Source organism: Wolbachia endosymbiont of Wiebesia pumilae, from assembly GCF_017869285.1.
GTDB lineage: Bacteria > Pseudomonadota > Alphaproteobacteria > Rickettsiales > Anaplasmataceae > Wolbachia > Wolbachia pipientis.
This window is the reverse complement of the sequence record NZ_CP054557.1, coordinates 355,118-377,390: the sequence shown is the minus strand read 5'-3', so window position 1 is coordinate 377,390 and position 22,273 is coordinate 355,118. Positions and strand designations below refer to the sequence as shown.

General features: G+C 36.1%; 21 protein-coding genes and 2 tRNA genes. 17 read left to right on the top strand and 6 right to left on the bottom strand.

Annotation, left to right across the window (positions count from 1 at the left end; genetic code table 11):
* Positions 1 to 1,008 (top strand): tRNA (adenosine(37)-N6)-threonylcarbamoyltransferase complex transferase subunit TsaD, encoded by a 1,008-nt coding sequence (gene tsaD, locus HUB92_RS01935; protein WP_209473117.1) that lies wholly within the window; start codon positions 1 to 3, stop codon positions 1,006 to 1,008.
* Between the two features lie 352 nt (positions 1,009 to 1,360).
* Here tsaD and HUB92_RS01930 read toward each other — a convergent pair whose 3' ends face one another.
* The 3 genes from HUB92_RS01930 to HUB92_RS01915 form a co-directional block, all read right to left on the bottom strand.
* A complete protein-coding gene (locus tag HUB92_RS01930) occupies positions 1,361 to 1,813 on the bottom strand; it encodes a transposase (RefSeq protein ID WP_209473115.1) in 453 nt (150 codons plus the stop codon).
* Positions 1,814 to 1,865: 52 nt separating this feature from the next.
* A complete protein-coding gene (locus tag HUB92_RS01925; protein ID WP_007552904.1) occupies positions 1,866 to 2,129 on the bottom strand; it encodes a hypothetical protein in 264 nt (87 codons plus the stop codon).
* Between the two features lie 509 nt (positions 2,130 to 2,638).
* Entirely contained in the window at positions 2,639 to 4,732 is a 2,094-nt protein-coding gene (locus HUB92_RS01915; RefSeq protein WP_244663097.1) for a coiled-coil domain-containing protein, read from the bottom strand.
* Positions 4,733 to 4,859: 127 nt separating this feature from the next.
* Here HUB92_RS01915 and HUB92_RS01910 point away from each other — a divergent pair, with 127 nt between their 5' ends.
* The gene (locus HUB92_RS01910; protein ID WP_244663096.1) at positions 4,860 to 6,215 is read left to right on the top strand and encodes a phosphomannomutase/phosphoglucomutase; all 1,356 of its coding nucleotides are present in this window, start codon (positions 4,860 to 4,862) and stop codon (positions 6,213 to 6,215) included.
* A gap of 137 nt (positions 6,216 to 6,352) precedes the next feature.
* A protein-coding gene (locus HUB92_RS01905; protein WP_209472530.1) for an IS5 family transposase occupies positions 6,353 to 7,179 on the top strand; the annotation gives its coding sequence in 2 pieces (ribosomal slippage) (positions 6,353 to 6,740 and positions 6,740 to 7,179; 828 coding nt in all).
* A 46-nt stretch (positions 7,180 to 7,225) separates the two neighbouring features.
* Here the strand turns inward: HUB92_RS01905 and HUB92_RS01900 are convergent.
* Complete coding sequence (locus tag HUB92_RS01900) at positions 7,226 to 8,077, bottom strand: Rpn family recombination-promoting nuclease/putative transposase (protein ID WP_209473112.1); 852 nt, start codon at positions 8,075 to 8,077, stop codon at positions 7,226 to 7,228.
* Positions 8,078 to 8,287: 210 nt separating this feature from the next.
* Between HUB92_RS01900 and ppdK the strand changes: the two genes are divergently transcribed.
* A complete protein-coding gene (gene ppdK, locus HUB92_RS01895) occupies positions 8,288 to 11,023 on the top strand; it encodes a pyruvate, phosphate dikinase (RefSeq protein WP_209473110.1) in 2,736 nt (911 codons plus the stop codon).
* Positions 11,024 to 11,108: 85 nt separating this feature from the next.
* Here ppdK and HUB92_RS01890 read toward each other — a convergent pair whose 3' ends face one another.
* The gene (locus HUB92_RS01890) at positions 11,109 to 12,470 is read right to left on the bottom strand and encodes an ankyrin repeat domain-containing protein (protein ID WP_209473108.1); all 1,362 of its coding nucleotides are present in this window, start codon (positions 12,468 to 12,470) and stop codon (positions 11,109 to 11,111) included.
* 126 nt (positions 12,471 to 12,596) lie between these two features.
* Here HUB92_RS01890 and glpX point away from each other — a divergent pair, with 126 nt between their 5' ends.
* Entirely contained in the window at positions 12,597 to 13,514 is a 918-nt protein-coding gene (gene glpX, locus HUB92_RS01885) for a class II fructose-bisphosphatase (RefSeq protein ID WP_209473345.1), read from the top strand.
* Between the two features lie 81 nt (positions 13,515 to 13,595).
* Positions 13,596 to 14,969 carry a hypothetical protein gene (locus tag HUB92_RS01880; RefSeq protein ID WP_209473106.1) on the top strand — a complete coding sequence of 458 codons (1,374 nt, stop codon included), beginning with the start codon at positions 13,596 to 13,598 and terminating at the stop codon, positions 14,967 to 14,969.
* 420 nt (positions 14,970 to 15,389) lie between these two features.
* Here the strand turns inward: HUB92_RS01880 and HUB92_RS01875 are convergent, their stop codons facing one another.
* A complete protein-coding gene (locus HUB92_RS01875) occupies positions 15,390 to 15,884 on the bottom strand; it encodes a hypothetical protein (protein ID WP_209473104.1) in 495 nt (164 codons plus the stop codon).
* A 205-nt stretch (positions 15,885 to 16,089) separates the two neighbouring features.
* On the opposite strand from HUB92_RS01875, the gene carA reads away from it, so the two are divergent.
* The 11 genes from carA to rplV all read left to right on the top strand — a co-directional run bounded on the left by carA (position 16,090) and on the right by rplV (position 22,247).
* Entirely contained in the window at positions 16,090 to 17,289 is a 1,200-nt protein-coding gene (gene carA, locus HUB92_RS01870; protein ID WP_209473102.1) for a glutamine-hydrolyzing carbamoyl-phosphate synthase small subunit, read from the top strand.
* 114 nt (positions 17,290 to 17,403) lie between these two features.
* Positions 17,404 to 17,486: transfer RNA gene (locus HUB92_RS01865), tRNA-Tyr, on the top strand.
* A 4-nt stretch (positions 17,487 to 17,490) separates the two neighbouring features.
* A tRNA-Gly gene (locus HUB92_RS01860) sits at positions 17,491 to 17,561 on the top strand.
* Positions 17,562 to 17,639: 78 nt separating this feature from the next.
* Entirely contained in the window at positions 17,640 to 18,812 is a 1,173-nt protein-coding gene (tuf, locus tag HUB92_RS01855) for an elongation factor Tu (RefSeq protein ID WP_010962759.1), read from the top strand.
* A gap of 14 nt (positions 18,813 to 18,826) precedes the next feature.
* Entirely contained in the window at positions 18,827 to 19,147 is a 321-nt protein-coding gene (gene rpsJ, locus HUB92_RS01850; protein WP_209473100.1) for a 30S ribosomal protein S10, read from the top strand.
* 9 nt (positions 19,148 to 19,156) lie between these two features.
* Entirely contained in the window at positions 19,157 to 19,879 is a 723-nt protein-coding gene (gene rplC / locus HUB92_RS01845; RefSeq protein WP_006279218.1) for a 50S ribosomal protein L3, read from the top strand.
* A 2-nt stretch (positions 19,880 to 19,881) separates the two neighbouring features.
* On the top strand, positions 19,882 to 20,496 hold the full coding sequence (gene rplD / locus HUB92_RS01840; protein ID WP_209473098.1) for a 50S ribosomal protein L4: 615 nt from the start codon (positions 19,882 to 19,884) through the stop codon (positions 20,494 to 20,496).
* Positions 20,493 to 20,780: a 50S ribosomal protein L23 gene (locus HUB92_RS01835; RefSeq protein ID WP_209473095.1), complete on the top strand. Its 288-nt coding sequence runs from the start codon at positions 20,493 to 20,495 to the stop codon at positions 20,778 to 20,780. The genes rplD and HUB92_RS01835 overlap by 4 nt, the downstream gene beginning before the upstream one ends.
* 1 nt (position 20,781) lies before the next feature.
* The gene (rplB, locus tag HUB92_RS01830) at positions 20,782 to 21,606 is read left to right on the top strand and encodes a 50S ribosomal protein L2 (protein ID WP_015589143.1); all 825 of its coding nucleotides are present in this window, start codon (positions 20,782 to 20,784) and stop codon (positions 21,604 to 21,606) included.
* A gap of 3 nt (positions 21,607 to 21,609) precedes the next feature.
* Positions 21,610 to 21,894 (top strand): 30S ribosomal protein S19, encoded by a 285-nt coding sequence (gene rpsS / locus HUB92_RS01825; protein WP_006279181.1) that lies wholly within the window; start codon positions 21,610 to 21,612, stop codon positions 21,892 to 21,894.
* Positions 21,895 to 21,899: 5 nt separating this feature from the next.
* Positions 21,900 to 22,247 carry a 50S ribosomal protein L22 gene (gene rplV / locus HUB92_RS01820; protein WP_007549821.1) on the top strand — a complete coding sequence of 116 codons (348 nt, stop codon included), beginning with the start codon at positions 21,900 to 21,902 and terminating at the stop codon, positions 22,245 to 22,247.
* Positions 22,248 to 22,273: the final 26 nt, after the last annotated feature.

Sequence of the window (22,273 nt, the reverse complement as noted above, 5' to 3'; positions counted from 1 at the left end):
ATGAAAACCATTTTAGCTGTTGAAACAAGCTGCGACGAAACTGCAGTAGCGATTGTAAATAGTGACAAGCAAGTCCTTGCTCACAAGATTCTTTCTCAAGTAGAACACAAAAAACGCGGTGGGGTGATTCCTGAGATAGCTTCACGTGCTCATATGGAACATTTAAGTGGCCTGATAAAAAGCGCTGTAAAAAAATCTAACCTTAACTTTTGTGACCTCAATGCAATTGCAGCAACATCAGGACCAGGACTCATAGGTGGATTAATAGTTGGTACAATGATGGCTAAAGCAATTGCGCATGTAGCACAAAAACCGTTCATTGCAGTGAATCACTTAGAAGCGCATGCATTGGTTATTAGGTTACTGCATGAGGTAAAATTTCCATTTTTAGTCCTATTAATATCAGGTGGTCACTGTCAATTTTTAATTGCACAGGATGTAGGCAAATACGTTAAACTTGGAGAAACGCTTGATGACTCGCTGGGTGAAGCGTTCGATAAAGTTGCTAAGATGCTGGGTTTAAGCTACCCAGGAGGCCCATTAATTGAAAAGTTGGCTAAAAAAGGCAATGGCACAAGATTCAAACTGCCAAGGGCAATGATAAAACGTTCTGGATGTAACTTTTCGTTTTCTGGAATTAAAACAGCAGTAAAAAACTTAGTGCAAGAACTGAAAATGAGCGAGCAAGATGTGTGTGATGTATGTGCTTCGTTTCAAGAGTGTATTAGTGACATACTGCTGGACAGGGTTAGTAATGCGATTATTATAGCCGAATCTTTAAATATCAAAATCAATGACTTTGTGATTACCGGCGGAGTTGCAGCAAATAATTTCTTGAGAGAAAAATTAAAGCAACACATAAACTTAAACATATTTTTTCCTCCCAACAACCTATGTACAGATAATGCAATAATGGTTGGATGGGCAGGAATTGAAATGTTACAGAAAAGCTATATAGATTCTCTCAATTTTGCACCAAGACCTAAGTGGGAGTTAGAGAGTTATTAAAAGCTCTCAATTCTGAATTATAGCTAAAGTGACTTAGGTTCTCTAATTGCACATAAGTCAACAATAATTTTCACACAAATCAAAACAGCATATCTTCTCCATAATCCTTGGTAATTTTACATAAGTTAAAAGTAGCATATGGTTCTCTCCGCGGTCTGAGATGACAATAAATTTGTCAAGCCGCATTATACTTGTTAGGCGGAAGTGGACGGCAACATATTTACCACGAAGTCTAACTAAGTTCTTGCTTGTCCCTTCCATCGGCATTGCTATCTTTATTTTCAATAAAATTATTGTCCTATGCTCTTTTGATGTTTATTGATAATAAAATTCTGTTTTATCAACCAACATCCTATGCATAATTACAGCTAATTTTCTTGCTACTGCTACAATTGCTTTTTTCATTCCTTTTTTCTTCGCAACCACAGTTTTTTAATTTAAATGTCCTCTTGGTAACTGTGAGCATTGTTTGTGCAGCTTCATATAACATACTTCTACATTCCGCTGGTCCCATCTTTGATATGCTGCCATGCCGATCAACTTCTCCAGAAGAATATTGCCTTGGTGTCAACCCTATATATGCTCCAACTGTATCAGATTTCTCAAACCTATGTGGGTTATCAATTGCAGCTTTATACGTCATTGCTACTATAATCCCCACTCCTGGAACAGTAGTTAACAATTTACAATCATCGTCTTTTTCACCTTGTTCTGAAAGCATTTTGTCAAGCTTTCTTAATGACTTTTCTATTGCTTCCAAACTACAAACTAACGCTTCAATTGAACTCCTACTGATTTCATCCAAATTATTTATTGCCTCTTGTATTCTTAAAGCGAAAGTTTCAAATTTTGATCCTTTACCGACCATGTATCTTCAACAACCCTCTTATTGTTCCAATAACCTGCTGTTTGCTACACATTAGCTGTCTTCTGCTTCCAAGCGCTATTTTAATTTGACAACTGATTTTACTAACACTTCTCATCATCTGCGCTATACCCCTCGCATCGTTTTTATCATTCTTATTGATTCTTGCAGACAACGCTGCTGCCATATGCCTTGCATCTACACAAATTACTGGTAATCCAAAACTCCTTAACTCTTTGCACATTGATATTGACAACTATCCACTTTCTATTCCTATGGGTTCGTATTTTTTGCCTTGGCTAATCTGCTATTGCCTTACTTTCGCTTGCAACAACTTCTTCCTTAACAACTTTTCCTTTCTCATCAACGATACTTATAAAAGTTTCTTTTAATGAGATCGCTATAATATTTCATGACCTACTGTAAAAGTTTAAATTATTTTTGAAGAACCAATTCATTGAATTTGTTACTTCGTGCTAAAATAATGGAGTATGTCTCTCCATCATTCAATAGCAATTACAGTATGTTTAGCTATAATTTGAAAAACAAAAATTCGTCATTCTGCTACTAGTTAGCGGGATCTAGAGGTACCGCGGCGGCATGACGTAGGATTGCTGTCATCCCGCTGCTTGTTAGTGGCTAAGAGATACTGTGAATAAATCACGGTATGACGGTTAAGTATCCCGCTACGTGTTAGCGGCTGAGATAACGCGAATAAATCGCGGGATGACGTGTTGCTTGGGTCAGCTATAGAAGCAAAACTCATCATTTTGAAAGAGGAGGAGATTTTTCCGGACCCTCAGCGGAGATTGATTTTGGATCTGATAATTCTGTATTTACCTTGATTGGCTCTAATGGAGTTTTCTGCTCTTCCGGTTTATCATCTGGAATTGGAACAGGCCAATCCATAATGTTTTGCGGTATAACTTCTGCTTCTTTAGCTTCTTTTTGACCTGTTGAAGATGATGCATCAACTCCTGCATTTTTGGTAACTTCTTGTTTTAGTTGTTTATTTTCTTCTTGCAGTTGCTTTAAATTTTTCTTTAACTCGTCAATCTCTCTTATTTTTTGTTTTAATTGTTCAGATATAGTTAGTTTGTCTCTAGTCAATTTTTTGTTTTCTTGTCTTAACCCACTAGCTGTTCTGCTTGAGTTGTTGTTTACAGCTTGTATACCTTGGTCTTGCTGCTGCATGCTTGTTCCTCTACTTTCATATTCAACTTCAGTTTGAGTTGATGTAGCTGCCTGACCTTTTTCCTGCTGTAATATGTTCTGCAGTTGCTCTAGACTCTCTTTGACAGATGCCAGCTCTTCCTGTGTACACGTTAACATCCCTTCCTTTTCCTTAAGTTGATATTGAAGTTTTTCTATTTCCCTCTTCGTATTTTCTTCGCTTAGCTCATCTGCAAGTGATCTTCCAGGTTCAAGTTGTCGAATTTTCCTCTCTAAGTCTTCCTTTTCTCTCTGTAATCCATTTAATTCTTTAGACAATTGGTTCGCCGTTTCAGCCAATGTATTGTTTTCCTTTTTTGTTTCCATTAACTGTTCTGCCAACTGCTTTTTATGATCATCGTTTAAACCTTCCACTATTTTCTTCAGGTCATTCTCCAAATTTGCATTCTTTTCCTTTAGTACAGTTAAATTAGCTTCACTTTGCTTCAATTTTCTCTGTAATTCTTTATTTGCCTCATTTGTTTCACCTTCCTTATCTTTCAACTGATCATTTAAGTTCTTTATTACATCATTTTTATCCTGTAGTTCTTCCTCTTGTTCCTTTATTCTTTGACCTCTTTCAAATATCGCTCGCTGTTGTTCATTGACTTTATCTCTCAAGGAGTCACGTTCTAATCTTAGATCCTCAAGCTGCTTTGCCTGCACTGCAAAATATTTAGCAAATGTTTCTTTTTCTTCCTCTAATTCCTCAACTTCATCTTTTAATCCTTCTTGCTCATACTCTTCTTCATCACCAGACATATCATCCTCAAATATTTCATCTTCATCACTAAATTCACTGCTGGTGGATATAGAACTTCTACGTGAAGAAGGTGTGCTAGGAGAGGAATACCCACTGCTGCTTGGTGTAGGTGACTGTGGTGATATATGTAGATCTTTTGTAAATATTTCCTCTGCTGGTACTTGCTGATCGTCTACACTCTTGGATATGCCAGTAAAAGCTTGATACAGAGTTTTTCCGTTGATAAAAACTTCTTTATTTTGTCCAACTAACTTTAATACTTCTTCTGAACTCGTTATTCCTCCAAATTTTGGCTCACCAATAACACTCTGTATACCACCAGAATCCAATTTTACGGTCATGCTACAGTCTATGCTGTTACCTTCAGAATCCTTAGCCTGCCAATTAATGGTCATTTCACATGAGCTTGAACCAGTAAAATCATAGTGCCTTTCGCTGCCTTTTTTGGTTGCAGTTATTTGACTATCTTTCCCTAAAGATATGTTATAAACCTTACCTTCACTGCTGGTCCTTAAAATATTGCTAATTTCTATTGGTTTTTCTTCATTTTCAAATCTAATTTTGAAGTCATTATCCTTTGTTGGATACACTAAGAAATTTTGACCAGGCAGAGACGACTTAAGTTCTTTATGCATTGCGTCTATTGATTGCTCAAATTTTTGGAACTCCTTTTCCCACTTTAAATTTATCTGTCCTGTAATGTCCTCATCTTTGCGTAAAGGACCAATAAAGTACCAGATTAAATTTTCTTCCTCCAGCCTTTTGATAAAATCCTGAAGATCGTTGCAAGATTCAATGACATTTAAAGTATCATTTTTCTTTTGTTCATCTACATCTAAACTTTGACTTTCAGCTATAAATACATTTTCGTTTTCCTGTGGCATAATTTTACATTTTAAAAAATATACTATAATATTAACAGATTTCTTTAAAAAATCAACTAATTGTTGGATAAATAAACTTGAGCATTTGGCCAAAATGTTATATAGTAGTCACTTCAAGAAGTACAGTATGGACAATACCATTATAAGAAAATACGATATTAGAGGTATAGTAGGCAAAGATTTGCAGATTAATGATGGGTACGAGATAGGTAGAAAGTTTGGCCAAACCGTAGCTAGTGTTTGTGTCGGCTACGACAGCAGAATAGATTCACCAGGTATAGAAAGAGAATTAATTAGGGGCTTAACTTTATCCGGTGCAAATGTTATACGCGTTGGACTATGCTCTTCACCTATGCTTTACGCTGCAACACAAATCACACAGGCGGATCTTGGTATCATAATAACTGCCTCTCATAACCCCAGCGAATATAATGGCTTTAAATTTTTTAGTAATAAAAAAGTCTTCTCAGATCAAGAAATGAAGGAAATTATAAGCAGTCCAATTAAAAACAGCACAAGAATTGGAAGCTTAATTAACATAAATATATATAGTGAGTACATTAGCATATTGAAAAGTGCAGTGAAGAATAATACTACACAGAAATTAAAAATAGCCTGGGATTGTGGAAATAGTCCAGCAAGTGGAATTATAAGGTATATTGAAAAGATCTTGCCTGGTCATACGCACATCGTAACCAATAACTCTATAGATGGGGCATTTCCACTGCATGATCCAGATCCCATAGAGGAAAAAAATCTTGCTCAATTAATTGACATTGTGAAGGAATATGGATGTGATCTTGGCATTGCGCTAGATGGCGATAGCGATAGGGTGCGCTTAATTGATAATAAAGGCAACGTTGTTTCCAATGACCATTTATTTATAATTTTTGCACGTGAAGTGTTGGAGGAATATCCAGAAAGCAAAGTTATTGCTAACGTAAAAATGAGTATGAAAGTGCATGATTTTGTTAGAAAGTTAGGAGGGCAAGTTATCACCTGTGCTACTGGACATTCACTAGTTAAGAAGAAGATGGTAGAGGAAGAGGCAAAGTTTGCTGGTGAATTAAGCGGGCACTTCTTCTTTTCTGAGCTAAGTTTTGATGATGGGCTATATTCTGCTGTTAAAGCAGTTGACATTTTGCTTAAGAAAAACCAAAGCCTATCTCAGGTGATTGAGGATTTACCGAAGTTATATATCACTCATGAAGTGAAGATTGTAGTGAAAGATGAGAAAAAGTTTCAAATAATTGAGTCAATAAAGAAAACACTGGAGCAGCAAAATATTGTATTTTCAGATCTTGATGGTGTTAAGGTAACCGATAATAAAGGTTGGTGGCTTCTTAGGGTATCAAATACGCAAAACTGCATTACAGCAAGATGCGAAGGAGAGACTTTAGAGGGTTTTGAACTTACTAAAAAGGTTTTGTTCCATTACATTGATGAAGCAAGGTCTTTAAATTGTAGCTACTCACAGAAATAAATTTGATTTATGAAATTGACATGAAAGTATAAAGATAAATAGGCTAAATGTACTTATCACCTGGTCAGGCTGCAGCATTAGACTTCTTTCGAAACTAGGATAAAGTAGTAAAAATAGTAATTTTGAGGTAAGGAGAAATGAAGTATGAAATAGTGAAAGAGCTCGATAAAGGGGAGTTTCGTCGACTAACAGGAGTAAAGAGATCAACATTTAACAAAATGGTAGGGATTTTATGTGAAGAGAATAAAAAAAAGAAAGCCAAAGGAGGAAGGAAAAATAAGCTAAACGAGGAGAATATGCTGCTCATGGTATTAGAATACTTACGAGAATACCGTACATATTTTCACATAAGTCAAAGTTATGGAGTAAGTGAAAGTACGGCATATAAAACTGTAAAATGGGTAGAGGATACTCTAATACAACACCCAGATTTCGCATTGCCAGGACGGAAAGAACTCCTAAAAAGCGACGTGGAATATAAGATTCTGGTGATTGATGCAACGGAAACACCTGTAGAGAGACCAAAAAAAAGCAGAAAAGATTTTATTCAGGAAAGAAGAAAAAACATACGCTAAAAACCCAAATAATTGCAGAAAAGAAGAGCAAGAAAATTATTTGTACGTCATTTTCAAACGGGAGAAAGCATGACTTTCGGCTTTTCAAGGAGTCAAAAGTGCATGTATCAGAAGGTATAAAAGTTTTAGCCGATGCTGGCTATAGAGGTTTTCAGAAAATTCACAAAAATGTCGAGTTGCCACACAGAAGGATGAAAAAGAGTCCCTTAATTAAGGAAAAAAAGGTAGAAAATCGGGAGCTAGCAAGCAAAAGAGTAGTAGTTGAGAATGTAATTGGTCTGTTAAAAAGATTCAAAATTATTGCAGACAGATACCGCAATCGGAGAAAACGTTTTGGCTTAAGATTCAATTTTATAGCAGGAATTCACAATTTTGAGCTGTCTATATGAGTTTCGAAAGAGGTCTATTATTTCGTGTAACCGTTTGCGGGTCCACTTAATTCTGCAATTCTTTGATCTCACTCATGGAGAGGCCAGTAAACTTAACAATAGTGGTGACATCAACATTATTAGCCAGCATTGTTTTTGCAACTTCAATTTTTCCTTCCTTTTTAGCATCATCAAGTTTTTGTTCAAGAACAGCCCGTTCATCACGAATACGTTTTATTTCCTGTTCGTAGGCAATAAATTCTTTCTCTGACCAGTTGAATCTATTTAGTTCTTCATATGCCTTTTTAATTATTACATCACTACCTATTATCTTTTCCAATTCTTCTTCGCTAGTTTCATCTGCATATTTAAAATAATAGATCCATTTTTCAACTATACTCTCCAATTGGTCTTCTTTAGTTTTAGGAAATTTTGGTAACTCAATAAATGTAAAATAAAAATCTTTTAAATCATGTTCATAGCTATCTTTGTCTAACATTACATGATCTGACTTATACTCAGATTTATTAGGAAAGAGAATACAACCAGCAATAGCTATAAAAATGATTTCTTTAAGACCCTGATATTGATCACCTTTATCAGCTTGCCTTGAATAAGCTTTAGCAGCGTAATATTGAGCGCGTTTTTCAAAGCCTTTAGTTTTGGCAACTTGCATTTCGACTATTACTTGCACCCCATTTTCATCCCTGCAAAGAACATCAACGATACTTTGTTTTTTAGAGGCAATTTCAGCATCTTGAATAGTGCTGAGGAATTCTATTTCTTTTATTTCATCTTTGCCAGTGAACCCCAAAATATCATTGAGAAAGTGAATGAGGATGTCTTTATTTTTTTCAGTACCAAAAATACGCCGGAACGCAACATCATTCTTGGGGTCGAGAAATTTAGAAAGAGCCATAAAAAAATTTTTAAATGTATCTTTATATTATATATTCTTATTAATAATAATTCAATAATTTGTCGTCTTTTTTGTTAACTTTACTGATGTTGTTGTAAGGAACGTTGTTGCAAAATTTTGTAAAATTTATTATCCTAAGGTTTCAAGTTCTCACAGGTTTATTGGAGCTATATGTACAATGTGTTTATCAGTGAAAATCCGGAGAAAATGATGGGGGAAAAGTTAATACATTACTTTAGCCAGGGTAAATGCGAAGGCAATGCAGAAATGAAAAATCTGCTGGGAGGAAAGGGGGCAAATTTAGCAGAAATGTGCAATGTTGGCATTCCTGTTCCACCTGGTTTCACAATTTCCACCTCTGCTTGCAAAGTCTATTATCAAGACAATAGATCTTCTGTTATCCAAGTAGCTGACTACTCGGATCCAGAAAAAAATGTGGTCACGCACTGGAATGACATATGTAGTGGAATCAAAAACTACATGGCGATGCTCGAAAATGACATCGGTTGTAAATTTGGGGATTTAAATAATCCTTTATTAGTTTCAATACGCTCTGGTAGTGTTAGTTCAATGCCGGGCATGCTTGATACTATTTTAAATGTTGGTCTAAATGATGAAACCGTTGTTGGACTTGCAAAAAAAAGTGGCGAACGTTTTGCTTACGATAGCTACTGCCGTTTCATCATGATGTACTCCAATGTTGTACTACAGCTTGATCATCACCTATTTCAAGATGTTGTTGATAATGAGCAGCAAAAGAGTGGAGCAAAAAGCTTAGCTGATCTTGATGTTGATGTTTTAAAGAGAATTGTTAACGATTTTAAAAAGATAGTATATGAAAAAACTGAGAAACATTTCCCGCAGAACGTTGAAGAGCAATTGTTAAACTCAGTTAATGCAGTATTTGCCTCTTGGAAAAATGATAGGGCTGTTTCCTATAGAAGAATACATAATATTCCTGAAAACCTTGGAACAGCGGTCAACGTGCAAGCAATGGTTTTTGGTAATTTAAATGATAATTCTGCAACTGGTGTGATATTTACACGAAATCCTTCAACTGGGGAAAAAAAGCTTTTTGGTGAGTTTTTGGTTAATGCTCAGGGTGAGGATGTGGTTTCTGGTGTTTATACTCCTATGCCAATTGACGGAGAGCAAAAAAACACCATGGAGAAGTTGCTGCCAAGTGTCTACCTGGAATTATGCGCGGTATGTGAAAAACTTGAAAGGCATTATAAAGACATGCAGGATATCGAATTTACTGTGCAGGACGGTAAGTTATGGATTTTGCAGACTAGGTCTGGCAAGCGCACGGCTGAAGCTGCTATTCGCATAATAGTTGATATGGTAAACGAAGGAACGATTACAAAAGAAGAAGGAATATTGAGAATTGATCCAAAAACCTTTGACAATTTATTGCATCCAGTTCTTGACGTTAAGGGTGACCAGAAAGTAATAGGGAAGGGACTGCCGGCTTCTCCAGGGGTTGCTTCTGGATATGTAGTGTTTAGTGCAAGTGATGCTGAAAAAGCTGCAGAGCAGGGTAAAAAAGTGATTTTAGTAAGGTCAGAAACGAGTCCTGAAGATATTAATGGAATGAATGCTGCAAGTGGCATAGTAACAGCACGGGGAGGGATGACCTCGCATGCTGCTGTTGTAACCCGTGGAATGGGTAAGCCATGCATTTGCAGTGTGAGTGGACTTTATATCGATAAAGATGGAACTTTCTTTTCTGTAGGGGATACAAAAGTAAATAAAGGTGAACCAATTACCATCAACGGAGGAACAGGGGAGGTTATGCTTGGCATTCTTCCTACAATTTCACCTGAATTATCGCAAGAATTCAAAACGATAATCAACTGGATAGATGAAATCAAAACGGTCAAAGTGAGAGCGAACGCTGATACTCCAAAAGATGCAAAAATTGCAAAAGAATTCGGTGCAGAAGGTATAGGCTTATGTCGCACAGAACATATGTTTTTCGCTAGTGATAGAATCGAATTCATTCAAAAATTGATAATAGCTGACGATGAAAATGAAAGGGCAAATGCGCTCATTAAACTAGAAGAAATGCAAAAGTCTGATTTCAAAGAAATATTTTCTATTATGGAGGGCAGGGAAGTCACTATACGGTTGCTTGATCCACCTTTGCATGAATTTTTACCCAATGATCAGTCTACTATAGAAAAAATTGCCAAATCACTTAGTAAGTCAGTTGAGTCAGTAAAAAATAAAATAGCACAGTTATCAGAAAAGAACCCAATGCTTGGTCATCGAGGTTGTAGACTTGCTATTTCTCATCCTGAAATATATTGCATGCAGATTAGGGCAATACTTAGTGCTGCAAATGAGCTAAAAAAGGAAAAAAATGTAGAAATCAAGCCTGAGATCATGATCCCTTTTATAATGAATGAGAAAGAATTTATTCTGATATGCGAGCTAGCAAAGAAAGAATCCTCTGTCATCTCAGCTAGGATCAAGAAGCAGATTCCAGCGTCACGCGCTGGAATGACATCAGACAAGGCGTACTCAATTGGAACAATGATAGAGCTACCACGAGCGGCACTGATTGCTGATAAGTTAGCAAAACATGCAGAGTTCTTTAGTTTTGGCACTAATGATTTAACGCAAACAACCATGGGACTTTCAAGAGATGATTCAGTTAATTTCCTCGATTCCTATAAGAAAAACAACATATTTGACAATGATCCATTTGAAGTGCTGGACATCGAAGGGGTAGGGGAGTTAATCAAGATAGCCATTGAAAGAGGCAAAAAAACCCGAAAAGAAATAAAACTGGGTATATGTGGAGAGCATGGAGCAGATCCAAAATCCATAGAGTTTCTCATCGAATCAGGGGTGGATTACGTTTCATGCTCACCCTATAGAGTACCGGTTGCAAAGTTAGTGGCAGCACAGTTTAGTGTTAGATCTAAATTTGCTAGGTAAGTATAGTGGCAGTGTTGGCTACTCATATGGTTTGAGCCCACCAGAGGGTGTCATTCCAGCGTGTGACGCTGGAATCTAGTTTTTATTATGACCTTCTGGATCCCAGTGTCTGGGCACTGGGATGACATCCTGTTACACGTTCAACTTCATTCTCTCTCATCTCCCTATAACTTGGTAATGTAGAATTTTTTACATGCAACCCGGTAGCTATTGCAACCAAAGCAGCTATAACACCACAAATCACTGCACCAGTTACAAATGGAACCATCACAGCAGCAGTAATGAATAATCCTGTAATAACAACTCCAACAACATCTTTTGTTAATGAGGTGTAAAAATTTTCCTTGCTTTTTTTATATTTAGCTTCTTTTTCATTTGGCACAGAAAATTGAGCATCTACAAAGCCGTTAGCTTTATTATCATTATTTGGTGTGGCAGTTTGCTTAGCCTCTGGTATTACAGGCGTTTTATTTTTGTTATTATGATTTGATTGGCCATTAACATTATCACTATTTGGCGTGGTAGTTTGGTTAGTCTCTGTTACTACAGGTATTTCATTGTCGTGATTGCGATTATCACCATTAGTACTAACTGGAGGCACTGTTGCTACAGGTCTACTACCAATGTTTCCATTACTGCTGCTGGGTTCTGCTCTATTTTCTTCATTAAGCTTACCTCTATTCAAGAACGCATTAACAATTTTAGTTTTACCTACCTGTATGGCCACTTGTAAAGCCTCTTTCCTGTTTGCAGGACTCACGTAACCTAAAATTAGCTCAGCTTCTTGGGCATTATCCTGAGTAATAGCAAGACACAGAGCGTTAAATTTTTCTTCTTCATAAAATTTGCCACTATCCAAAAGTACCTTAACAACGTCAGCTTGTTTTGTTATTGTAGCTATGCCCAATATAGTTCTGGAAGCAGTATCTGTAAGATGGGTTACAGCATCTAAATCTGTAAACAATTTTACAACATCTAGAAATATGCCACGATCGCCGGTAATATTGGACTCTCTTACAGCATTTGCAAACGAGTCAAAAATTGCCAGATTTGTTTCTTTCCCTTGTATTAGTTGCTCGTAAAGTACTTCAGCAGTCATACCAGGGTTTATGAAGTTACTAGAATCTACTTCATTACTGTCTGCTCTATTCTCTTCCACATTAGGTGCCTCTTCTTCCTTGTTTATTGCTGCGGTTATTTGCTCTTGTTGAAGGGGTTCACACCCATTTTGGAGGAGAAAATCCTTAACGCATGGGTTGTTATTTTCGGTTGCATGTTTTAGAAGTAGGTTCCCTAATGAATTGCCTCCTTCACATTCATCTTGAAAATTAACTTCTTTCCTTAACCTCTTTTTTAGTTCTTCCAAACTAGTAACTGTGTTATCACGTCCTGTAATTCTATCTATATCTAGATAGAAATTTCTAACATCATCATCACTATATGCCATAACTATAATCCCACTACTATAATGCTTATATTATATCAACTCCCTAATAATCAGTCAAGACATATTGCAGTTTCAAGCAGCATGATATATCATGATACATATTGAATATAGTTCTTAAAGCAAATGATGGAAGATTTAGCCTATAAATTAGTTAAAGTGACCGAAGCTGCAGCACTTGCTGCGTATAAATTGGCAGGCTTTGGTGATGAAAAAAGGGCTGATCAGGTTGCAGTTGATGCAATGCGTACAGTATTAAATTCAATGGAAATAAATGGTACTATCGTAATTGGTGAAGGTGAGAGAGATGAAGCGCCGATGCTATATATTGGCGAGAAGGTTGGCACTGGAAATGGTCCTGAAATCGACATTGCCGTTGACCCACTTGAAGGCACTACGATTTGTGCTCATTACAAATCAGGGGCAATGTCCGTTCTTGCTGCAACGAAAAAAGGTAATTTTTTACATGCACCTGATGTTTATATGGAAAAGATAGCAGTAGGAAAAAATCTTCCAGAGGGTGTAGTCTCACTAAAAAATAGCATTGAAAAGAATCTAGACAATTTAGCCAAGGCAAAAAAATGCAAAGTGAATGATCTCGTGGTAACTGTACTTAAACGTGAAAGGCACAATGAATTAATAGAGAAAATCAGGAAATTAGGAGCAAAAATTAAACTAATAGATGATGGCGATGTTGCAGCCGTAGTTTCACTAGTAAATGGCAATCATGATATGTATATCGGAATAGGAGGGGCACCAGAAGGGGTGCTTGCGGCTGCAGCGCTGAGTTCAATCGGTGGGCAGATGGAGGGAAGATTAATATTTGACACGGATCAATTAAAAGAAAGAGCAAAAAATTTAAATATCCATGACCCAGAAAAAATCTACACCGTAAAAGATATGGCAAGAGGTGAATCAGTGTTTATTGCAACTGGAGTAACAAGCGGAGAACTTGTGGATGGAGTTGATAACATATGTTCAATTAGTTCTTTAATAATTCTACCTAATAAGCTGATAAAGCTGCAAACAATGCAGAACTTATGTTAGCTTTTTTAGTTTCTAATTTTAGCTTTACAACATTTAGCATTAAGATATAATCAAGTTTACTTATAACAATAGAGGTGTGAAATGTTTTCTAGTATTGTAAATCTATTGAATGGTTTTTACAAAAATTCGAGTACCAAGGAAAGTGAAGAAAAGTTGACTCTTCTATCTCCTCAAGCAAATCTTCAATTCGATGAGACTCAGGTACAAAGTGTGCTCTCAGATTTTGAGAAATTGGAGTTTAAGGATAATAAGTGTTTTGACAAAATAGCAGACGATTATGAAAAGAAGGGGAAGAGTTCCCTCTTTAATTACGTGATATTGAATAAGCGGAAAGAAATAATCGATATATTAGATAGGAATCTTCCTCTTCTCGAAGAACAGGAGGAGTTTAGAAAGAAATATAGTCAATATGTTTTTCAAATTGACAAAGGAATGAGTTATGGAAAAGAACTTCAAGATAGACTTCAGTCTTTTAAAGATAGGGCAGAAGAAGTGTTATCAGATTTTGAAAAATTGAATTTCAATTTTAAGGATAATAAATGTCAAGATTCTTCTGATTCTGTAAATTATAATAACGGCCGGCCAGCGGATCCATTTGACAAAATAGCAAACTATTATCGACGGGAGAAGGAGAGCATTTTCCTTTTTAACTATGTGGTATTAAGTAAGCAAAGAGAAATAATGGATATATTGGATAAGAAGCTTACTTCTAAAGATCAGGAGGAGTTAAAAGAAAATTTTAAAAAGAGGTTGGGTGGATATCTTCTTCGAATTGACGAAGGAATGAATGATGCAAAAGAATTTCTAAACAAAGATGATCTAATTGGTTTCTTTGATGGATGTTATTGGCCAGACAAAAAGGCAGGACATCTTGTTAATCATTATGATAATCTTAGTATCAACATTACTAAACCTGGACAGAGTTTAGAAACTAGTCGTCTTTTTAGCGAAAAGATTAAAAGGATGGAAACAATTAAAAATGAGGTACAAAGAGTAAAAATATACAGTAATGATAAAAGAATAGTAACAATTGAGAAGAATGAGAAACAACAGAGGAACTACTCCTTTACAAAATTTGCAATATGTGACATCGAAATTAGTTGGAGTGCAAAAGATGAATCTGGAAAAGACCTTAACTGTACTGTTGTTCTAAATATAAATTTAGGTCAAGTTAGTATTAAAAAATCAACTATTGACGGTAAAGATGTTGAACCAAAGAAAATTTTAGAGTTAGCTAAGCAAAACGAGGCTGTGCTTATAAAAGGTAAAGCTTTACATGAAGTTTTAGCAGCACATTTCATTAAGCAAACACCATGTGAGGGAAAGAAGGATATGCAATCGCACGAGAATATCGTTGTACCTGGTTCCGGTGCACCTCGCTCTATTAATGAGGAAATAACTGTAGAGCATCCGTTCGGGAAAGCGGCAAATAAAGATAATCATAGAGAAATGTGAGTTTACAACAAATGGTGCCATGAAAGTAGCTGATACATAACTGTACGAGCGTTTGTTTGCGAAGAAATGTTATAGCAGGTTTTGCCTCAAACACAAAGGTGTCATTCCAGTGCTTGACACTGGAATCCAGCCCTTTTACGCAGTCCCATTAAAAACGTTGTATTTTAACGTAGGATTAGCTACTTTTATACTCACCAATTTAATCTCTAATCAAAATTCCTGGATCCCAGTGTCTGGGCACTGGGATGACATCCTCCCTAGTGGATTCAAATCACAATATTCGTATAGTAAGCACTGACCACTTTTGCTTCAATATTTGCGATGCCCCTGAACAGATACAATTATTCTATTATCAGGAGGATGCCATTAATCGCTTTATATAATGCTACTTGTAACACTTATGCCCTGAACGGAGACAGTTTAGGCTGTTATGCCTGGCGGCTTTGTTGGAATAAGTTTTTCAACACTGCTAACAATAAAATTGATTGTATCGTCAGCTACCTTATCGAATTTATCATTTATCTCTTTTCCTATTTCTTGATTTTTAACATATTCGTGTAGAGCTAAAGCAGTTATAGCTGCACATGCTGCAATTAAGCCAGTTTGTGCTATAATGAATAGTGATAATCCTCCTACGAATATAGATGTTAATCCAATAGCCAGGTTTATAATTTTACTTTGTGTTGTTTGTTGCATCGCTTGGCTTTGATCTGCCTGTTTATCCTCTAAAGCATTCGATATTGTTTTTAAGGCAACTTTTATCGCTATTGCTGCAACTGAAACCATAATTAGCCCTATAGCTATTTTTGCTAAAAGAAGAATCGACGGTAGCATCATTACAAATAATAGCGCGCCAATTCCTCCAGCTAACCACTTCTCATTTATTTTTTTTGATTGATTTGTACCAGTGTTCATTATTACCCTCCACTTTACTTATGATTTACCTATATCTAATACGAAATATGAAGGTAGTCAACTATATATTTTATATGAAAGATTGTATTAAAAGTTTTTCATGTTATTTTTTGCTGCTTCGTGGTTAAATTTGGAATTTTAGAAAGAGTTACGTATTATTTGAAATTCTTGTATACTGTTTTGAATCAGTTAAATAGATAATGAAGTGCAGGACGCAGCTTTAATTTTACAAGATGGCAAGTGCTTTTGGGGAAAATCAGTAGGTAAAAAAGGCAAATGCATAGGTGAGGTCTGTTTTACCACTGGTATGACCGGTTATCAGCATACTATAACTGATCCTTCTTTTGCCGATCAAATTATAACGTTCACTTTTCCTCATATTGGTAACGTTGGAATAAACCATAAGGATAATGAAGGAAAGAAAATTTTTGCAAGTGGTGTGGTTATGCGTGAACTTTCTTCTATGTCCCACCCTTCTTCATATATCAGTTTAAATGATTGGTTAGAGAAAAATAACGTGATTGGGATATCAGGAGTTGATACTAGAGCTTTAACGAGACATTTGAGAGAACATGGATCTCAAAATGGAATGATATGCTCATCGAGTAAGGCGCATGCATTAGACAAATTGAAGGAATACAAACCTGTAAATGGGATAGAAATAACTAATAAGGTTAGTTTAAATAACAGTTTTGAAAATAATAGACTAGCGGAGCACTTTGTCATCCAAGTAGCTGACTACTCGGATCCAGCAAAAAATATATGGATTCCAGTGTCACGCACTGGAATGACATCAGATAGAGCTATTGACCTTAATGCAAAATATAGGATTGTAATCGTTGATTTTGGCGTAAAAATCAGTATAGTTTCACGCTTAATAGAACTTGGTTGTACAGTTGAATTAATCAGACCAAGCACAGGTTTTGCTCAAAAAGTGTTGAGTATGAATCCAGATGGTATAGTGCTTTCAAATGGTCCTGGTGATCCGCAAGAAATAGGAGAAAGTGTAGTTTCAGAAATAGACATTATTATAAAATCTAAAATACCAATTTTTGGCATATGCATGGGCCATCAATTACTTGCGATTACTTTGGGGGCAAAGACCATCAAGATGGATATAGGTCACCGAGGGAGTAACCATCCAGTTTATGATGTAATTAGTGGAAAAGTTGAGATCACTAGCCAAAATCATGGTTTTGTTGTTGATTCAGCTTCTCTTCCAAGTAATGTTGAAATTACTCACATTTCTCTATTTGATAATAGTGTAGAGGGAATAATGATGAAGGATTACCTAGTCTTTTCTGTGCAATATCATCCAGAAGAAGCGCCAGGTACGCATGATTCGCATTATTTGTTTAGGCGTTTTATTGGCAATATTGTGTTATATAAAATGAAATCTGCATGATTTTAATCAGGGTAGGTTTTATTGCTTGATTTTTTAATTTTAGGCGTTTAGTATTAAATACAATAAGAGCTTAAGTTAAGATGCTAAAATAGTATTCTCTTAACAAATTTTTGCGGAGGAGTGACCGAGTGGTTAAAGGTAACAGACTGTAAATCTGTCCGCGTGAGCGTACGTAGGTTCGAATCCTACCTCCTCCATTGTGCGGGTATAGCTCAATGGTAGAGCTCTAGCCTTCCAAGCTAGTGACGTGGGTTCGATTCCCACTATCCGCTCTTTTTTTTGTTGTATTTTTATAAAATCAACATATTATTTATTGATGTATTTGTATTTTAGGTAGAAAAGTTTAAATTATGACAGCAATAGTGGAAGCATTTGGAAAGCCGCATGTAAATGTGGGAACAATAGGACATGTGGATCATGGGAAGACGACGTTAACAGCGGCGATAACGAAGCATTATGGAAATTTTGTAGCGTACGATCAGATAGATAAAGCGCCAGAAGAAAGGAAGAGGGGGATAACGATAGCAACAGCGCATGTTGAGTATCAGACGGAAAAAAGGCATTATGCACACGTTGATTGTCCTGGACACGCTGACTATGTAAAGAACATGATAGTAGGTGCAGCACAGATGGATGCGGCGATATTGGTAGTGTCGGGGGTTGATGGGCCAATGCCACAAACGAGAGAGCATATATTGCTGGCGAAGCAGGTAGGTGTTGGATATATCGTGGTGTATATAAATAAAGCTGATGTTGCTGATGCTGATATGATAGATTTAGTAGAAATGGAAGTGAGGGAATTACTGAGTAAATACGGATTTCCAGGGGATGAAGTGCCTGTGGTGGTTGGTTCAGCGCTCAAGGCGCTGGAGGATGACAGCAGCGAATATGGAAAGAAATCAATAGATAAATTGATGGAAAAGTTAGATGAATATGTAGCGGTTCCACCAAGGCCTGTGGATTTACCATTTTTATTGCCAATCGAAGATGTATTTTCGATATCGGGGCGAGGAACAGTGGTAACAGGAAGAATAGAGAAGGGAGAGATAAAGACGGGAGAAGAGATAGAGATAATAGGTCTGAAAGCGACGCAAAAGACGATATGCACAGGTGTTGAGATGTTTAAGAAGTTGCTGGATAAGGGAAGTGCAGGACTCAATGTAGGAATATTGTTAAGAGGAACAAAAAGAGAAGAAGTGGAGAGAGGGCAAGTATTAGCGAAACCGGGGACGATAACACCGCATAGAAAGTTTAAGGCGGAGGTTTATATATTAAAGAAAGAGGAAGGAGGAAGGCATACACCATTTTTTGCGAATTACCAGCCACAGTTTTATTTAAGGACAACGGATGTAACTGGGAGCATAAAATTGCTAGATGGGAAGGAGATGGTAATGCCAGGAGATAATGTGAGTGTAGAAGTAGAATTGCAAGTACCGATAGCAATGGATAAGGGATTGCGTTTTGCGATAAGAGAAGGCGGTAGAACTGTTGGTTCTGGTGTTGTTTCTGAAATTTTGGAGTGAGTGTAGTAACTAAGATGAAGCAAGATATATATATTAACATTAAGGCTTTCGATTGTTCTTTATTGGAGGAGTGTGTTCGAAAATTTGTTGATGAATTAAAGCGGTCCAGTGCAAAATTATCTGGTCCGATTGCGTTGCCAAGGAAAGATTCTAAATTTATTGTTAATAGATCTCCTCACGTTGATAAAAAATCTCGTGAACAGTTTGAAATGAGAACTTCTAGGCGTTTGATTGTTTTACATAATCTTACTCCTACTATGATGCAGATGCTTACAGGTTTATCTTTTTCTGCTGGCGTAGAAGTGGATTTAAAAGTCAAGGAAGTTAAGGTTTAGGAGAAGGAAATGAAGAGAATAAATTCGCTGAGGAGAATTGGTTTACTAATGATGAATATTGGTCATACTGCTATGTATTCTGACAATAGTCGCATGGCTGTAACTTTATTGCATCTCAGCGAAACTTATATTATTGATATAAAAGGACAAGATAAATGTGGCTATAATTCAGTCATTTTAGGCACAGGAGATTTTAAAAATATAGCAAAACCTCAGTTGGAATATTTAAAGAAAAAGGGTATAAATAATAAATGTAAGTTATACGAAAGTAGATTAAATGACCTGTCGGGAATAGAATGTGGTAAAAAAGTGGGAATCAATCATTTTGTGGTTGGTCAATATCTTGATATTACGGGTTATTCTATAGGTAAAGGATTTGCTGGTGTGATGAAGCGGCATAATTTCAGTGGGCTTAGGGCATCTCATGGTGTTTCTATTGCTCACAGATCACAAGGTTCCACTGGCCAATGTCAGGATCCTGGTAGAGTATTCAAAGGAAAGAAAATGGCTGGTCATTTAGGTAACAGCAGGATAACTGCACAAAATATGAAGATATTATCCATTGATCATGAAAATAGTATAATTGCTGTGAAGGGTAATAATGTTCCTGGGTTTAAAAATTCCTATGTTTTTGTAAGAGATGCAGTTAAAAAATCTTTACATAAAGATGTTCCTTTTCCGGTAGGTTTACTGTTAGATGTAAATGATGATGCTAGTAATTTGGTAAGTTAGTTATGGAATGTAATTTAGTTAATCTATCTAATGATAATGTAGGTACTGCTCAGCTCAATCCTTTGATATTTTCTGCTAAGCAAAAATTGAGTATTTTGCATGATATAGTGAGATGGCAATTAGCGAAGAGAAGAGCTGGTACTCATAAAACAAAAGGTATTAGTGATGTCTCTGGTACAACAGCTAAACCTTATGGTCAAAAACGTACCGGTAGGGCAAGACAAGGGAGCTTGCGATCTCCTCAATTTAGAGGTGGTGGGATTATTTTCGGCCCTGTTGTGAGGAGTCATACTTATTCTCTTAATAAGAAGGTACGCAAATTTGGTTTAAAAATTGCTTTATCTCTAAAGTATTTAAATAATCAAGTAATTATTCTGGATAATTTAAATATTGATGTGAAGAAAACGTCTGAAATGTGTAAATGTATTAAAAATTTTAAATTTTCTTCCTTTTTAATAGTTGGTGATTATGGAGATGATTTGTTGCGTGCGGCTAAAAACTTGCAATATGTAGACTTAATCAAACCTATTGGGTTAAATGTTTTTGATATATTGAATCACGAATGCGTGATGTTGACAAAGGATACTTTAAAGCATCTTGAAGGTAGATTGTTATGATCAAATATAATAATATAATAAAATCTCCTATAATTACAGAAAAGGCCTCTTTTTTGAGGGAGAAGTTTAATAAATATTCTTTGTATGTTTTTGTAAATGTAAATAAGCGTCAAATAAAGTTGGCAATAGAGTCTCTATTTGATGTTAAAATTTCTTCTATAAATGTTGTTAGAATTAAGCCTAAATATAGGCGTTTTAGGGGTGTGGTTGGTTGTGAAAAACAGAAAAAGAAAGTTTATTTTTCTTTGATGGATGGTCAAAAATTAGATATAATGAGCGTTTAGTATGGGTATGAAATTTTTTAATCCTGTTACTCCGTCTTCTCGTGGGACTGTGTTAGTAAGTAAAGTTGGTTTATCAAAAGATGAGCCAGAAAAGTCTCTTACATCCGGTAAAAAGTCCAGTGGTGGAAGAAATAATCATGGTAGAATTACAACTCGTCATAGGGGTGGTGGTCACAAAAAGAAGTATAGAGTGATAGATTTTAAGCGTAATAGAAGTGGTCAAGGTATAGTTGAAAAAATAGAGTATGACCCAAATAGAAGTGGGTTTTTGGCGTTAATATCATATAAGGAAGATGATATTAAGTCTTATATATTAGCTCCTCAAGGTATGAAGCCAGGTGATGTTGTTACAGCTGGGAATGATGCTGATATTTTGCCAGGGAATTGTTTACTACTCAAGCATATACCTGTTGGTTCTTTCGTTCATAATGTTGAGCTGAAGCCAGGTAATGGTGCTGCGATTGCTAGAGCTGCTGGTTGTTATGCACAAATCGTTGGTCGTGATGGCCAATATGTTTTATTACGACTCAGGTCTGGTCAAATTAGGTTGATTTTATCTTCTTGCAAGGCTACTATTGGTGTAGTATCTAACCCTGACCATAAGAATAGAAAGTTGGGTAAAGCTGGGAGAAGTAGGTGGCTTGGGATTAGACCTACTGTACGTGGAGTTGCAATGAATCCAGTTGACCATCCTCATGGAGGCGGGGAAGGAAAAACCTCTGGTGGTCGTCATCCTGTTACTCCTTGGGGTGTTGCAACAAAAGGAAAGAAAACTCGAAGGAGAAATAAATCTAGTGATAAGTATATAAAACAATTGAAAGGTTAGTTTATGAGTAGATCTGCATGGAAGCCTCCTTTTTGTCATCCTTCTATATTAAAGTCGGTGAATAATGCTTTAAACAAGGGGTTTGTTAACATGGCTATAAAAGTTCATTCCAGGGCTTCTGTAATTCTTCCTAATTGTTTAGGTTTAAAGTTTGCTGTTTATAATGGTAAGGATTACATTCCTGTGAATGTTAATGATCAGAATATGATAGGTCATAAGTTTGGTGAGTTTTCACCCACTCGTAAATTTACTGGGCATAGTGGTGATAAAAAGGCGACAAGAAGGTAATTGATATGAAAAACAGAGATGTAATAGTTAAAGCTGGTTCTAGGGTTTTAAAATCAACTCCTCGTAAATTGAATTTGGTTGCTGGTTTAGTACGTAATAAAAAAGTTTCTTTTGCCACTGTGCAATTAAGATTTTGTGAAAAGAAAGCTGCAGGTCTTATAAGGAAGGTATTAAATTCTGCGATTGCTAATGCTCAAAATTATGGATTGGATATCGATAATTTATATATAAAAGAAATTTTAATAGGTAAGTCTCTTACTTTGCGTAGGGTATGTCCAAAAGCTATGGGTAGAGCTAATAGAGTTAGTAAACGTTATAGTAATATAACTGTAAAATTGGGGGAAATTATATGATTCATAAAAATAGAAAATTAATAAGG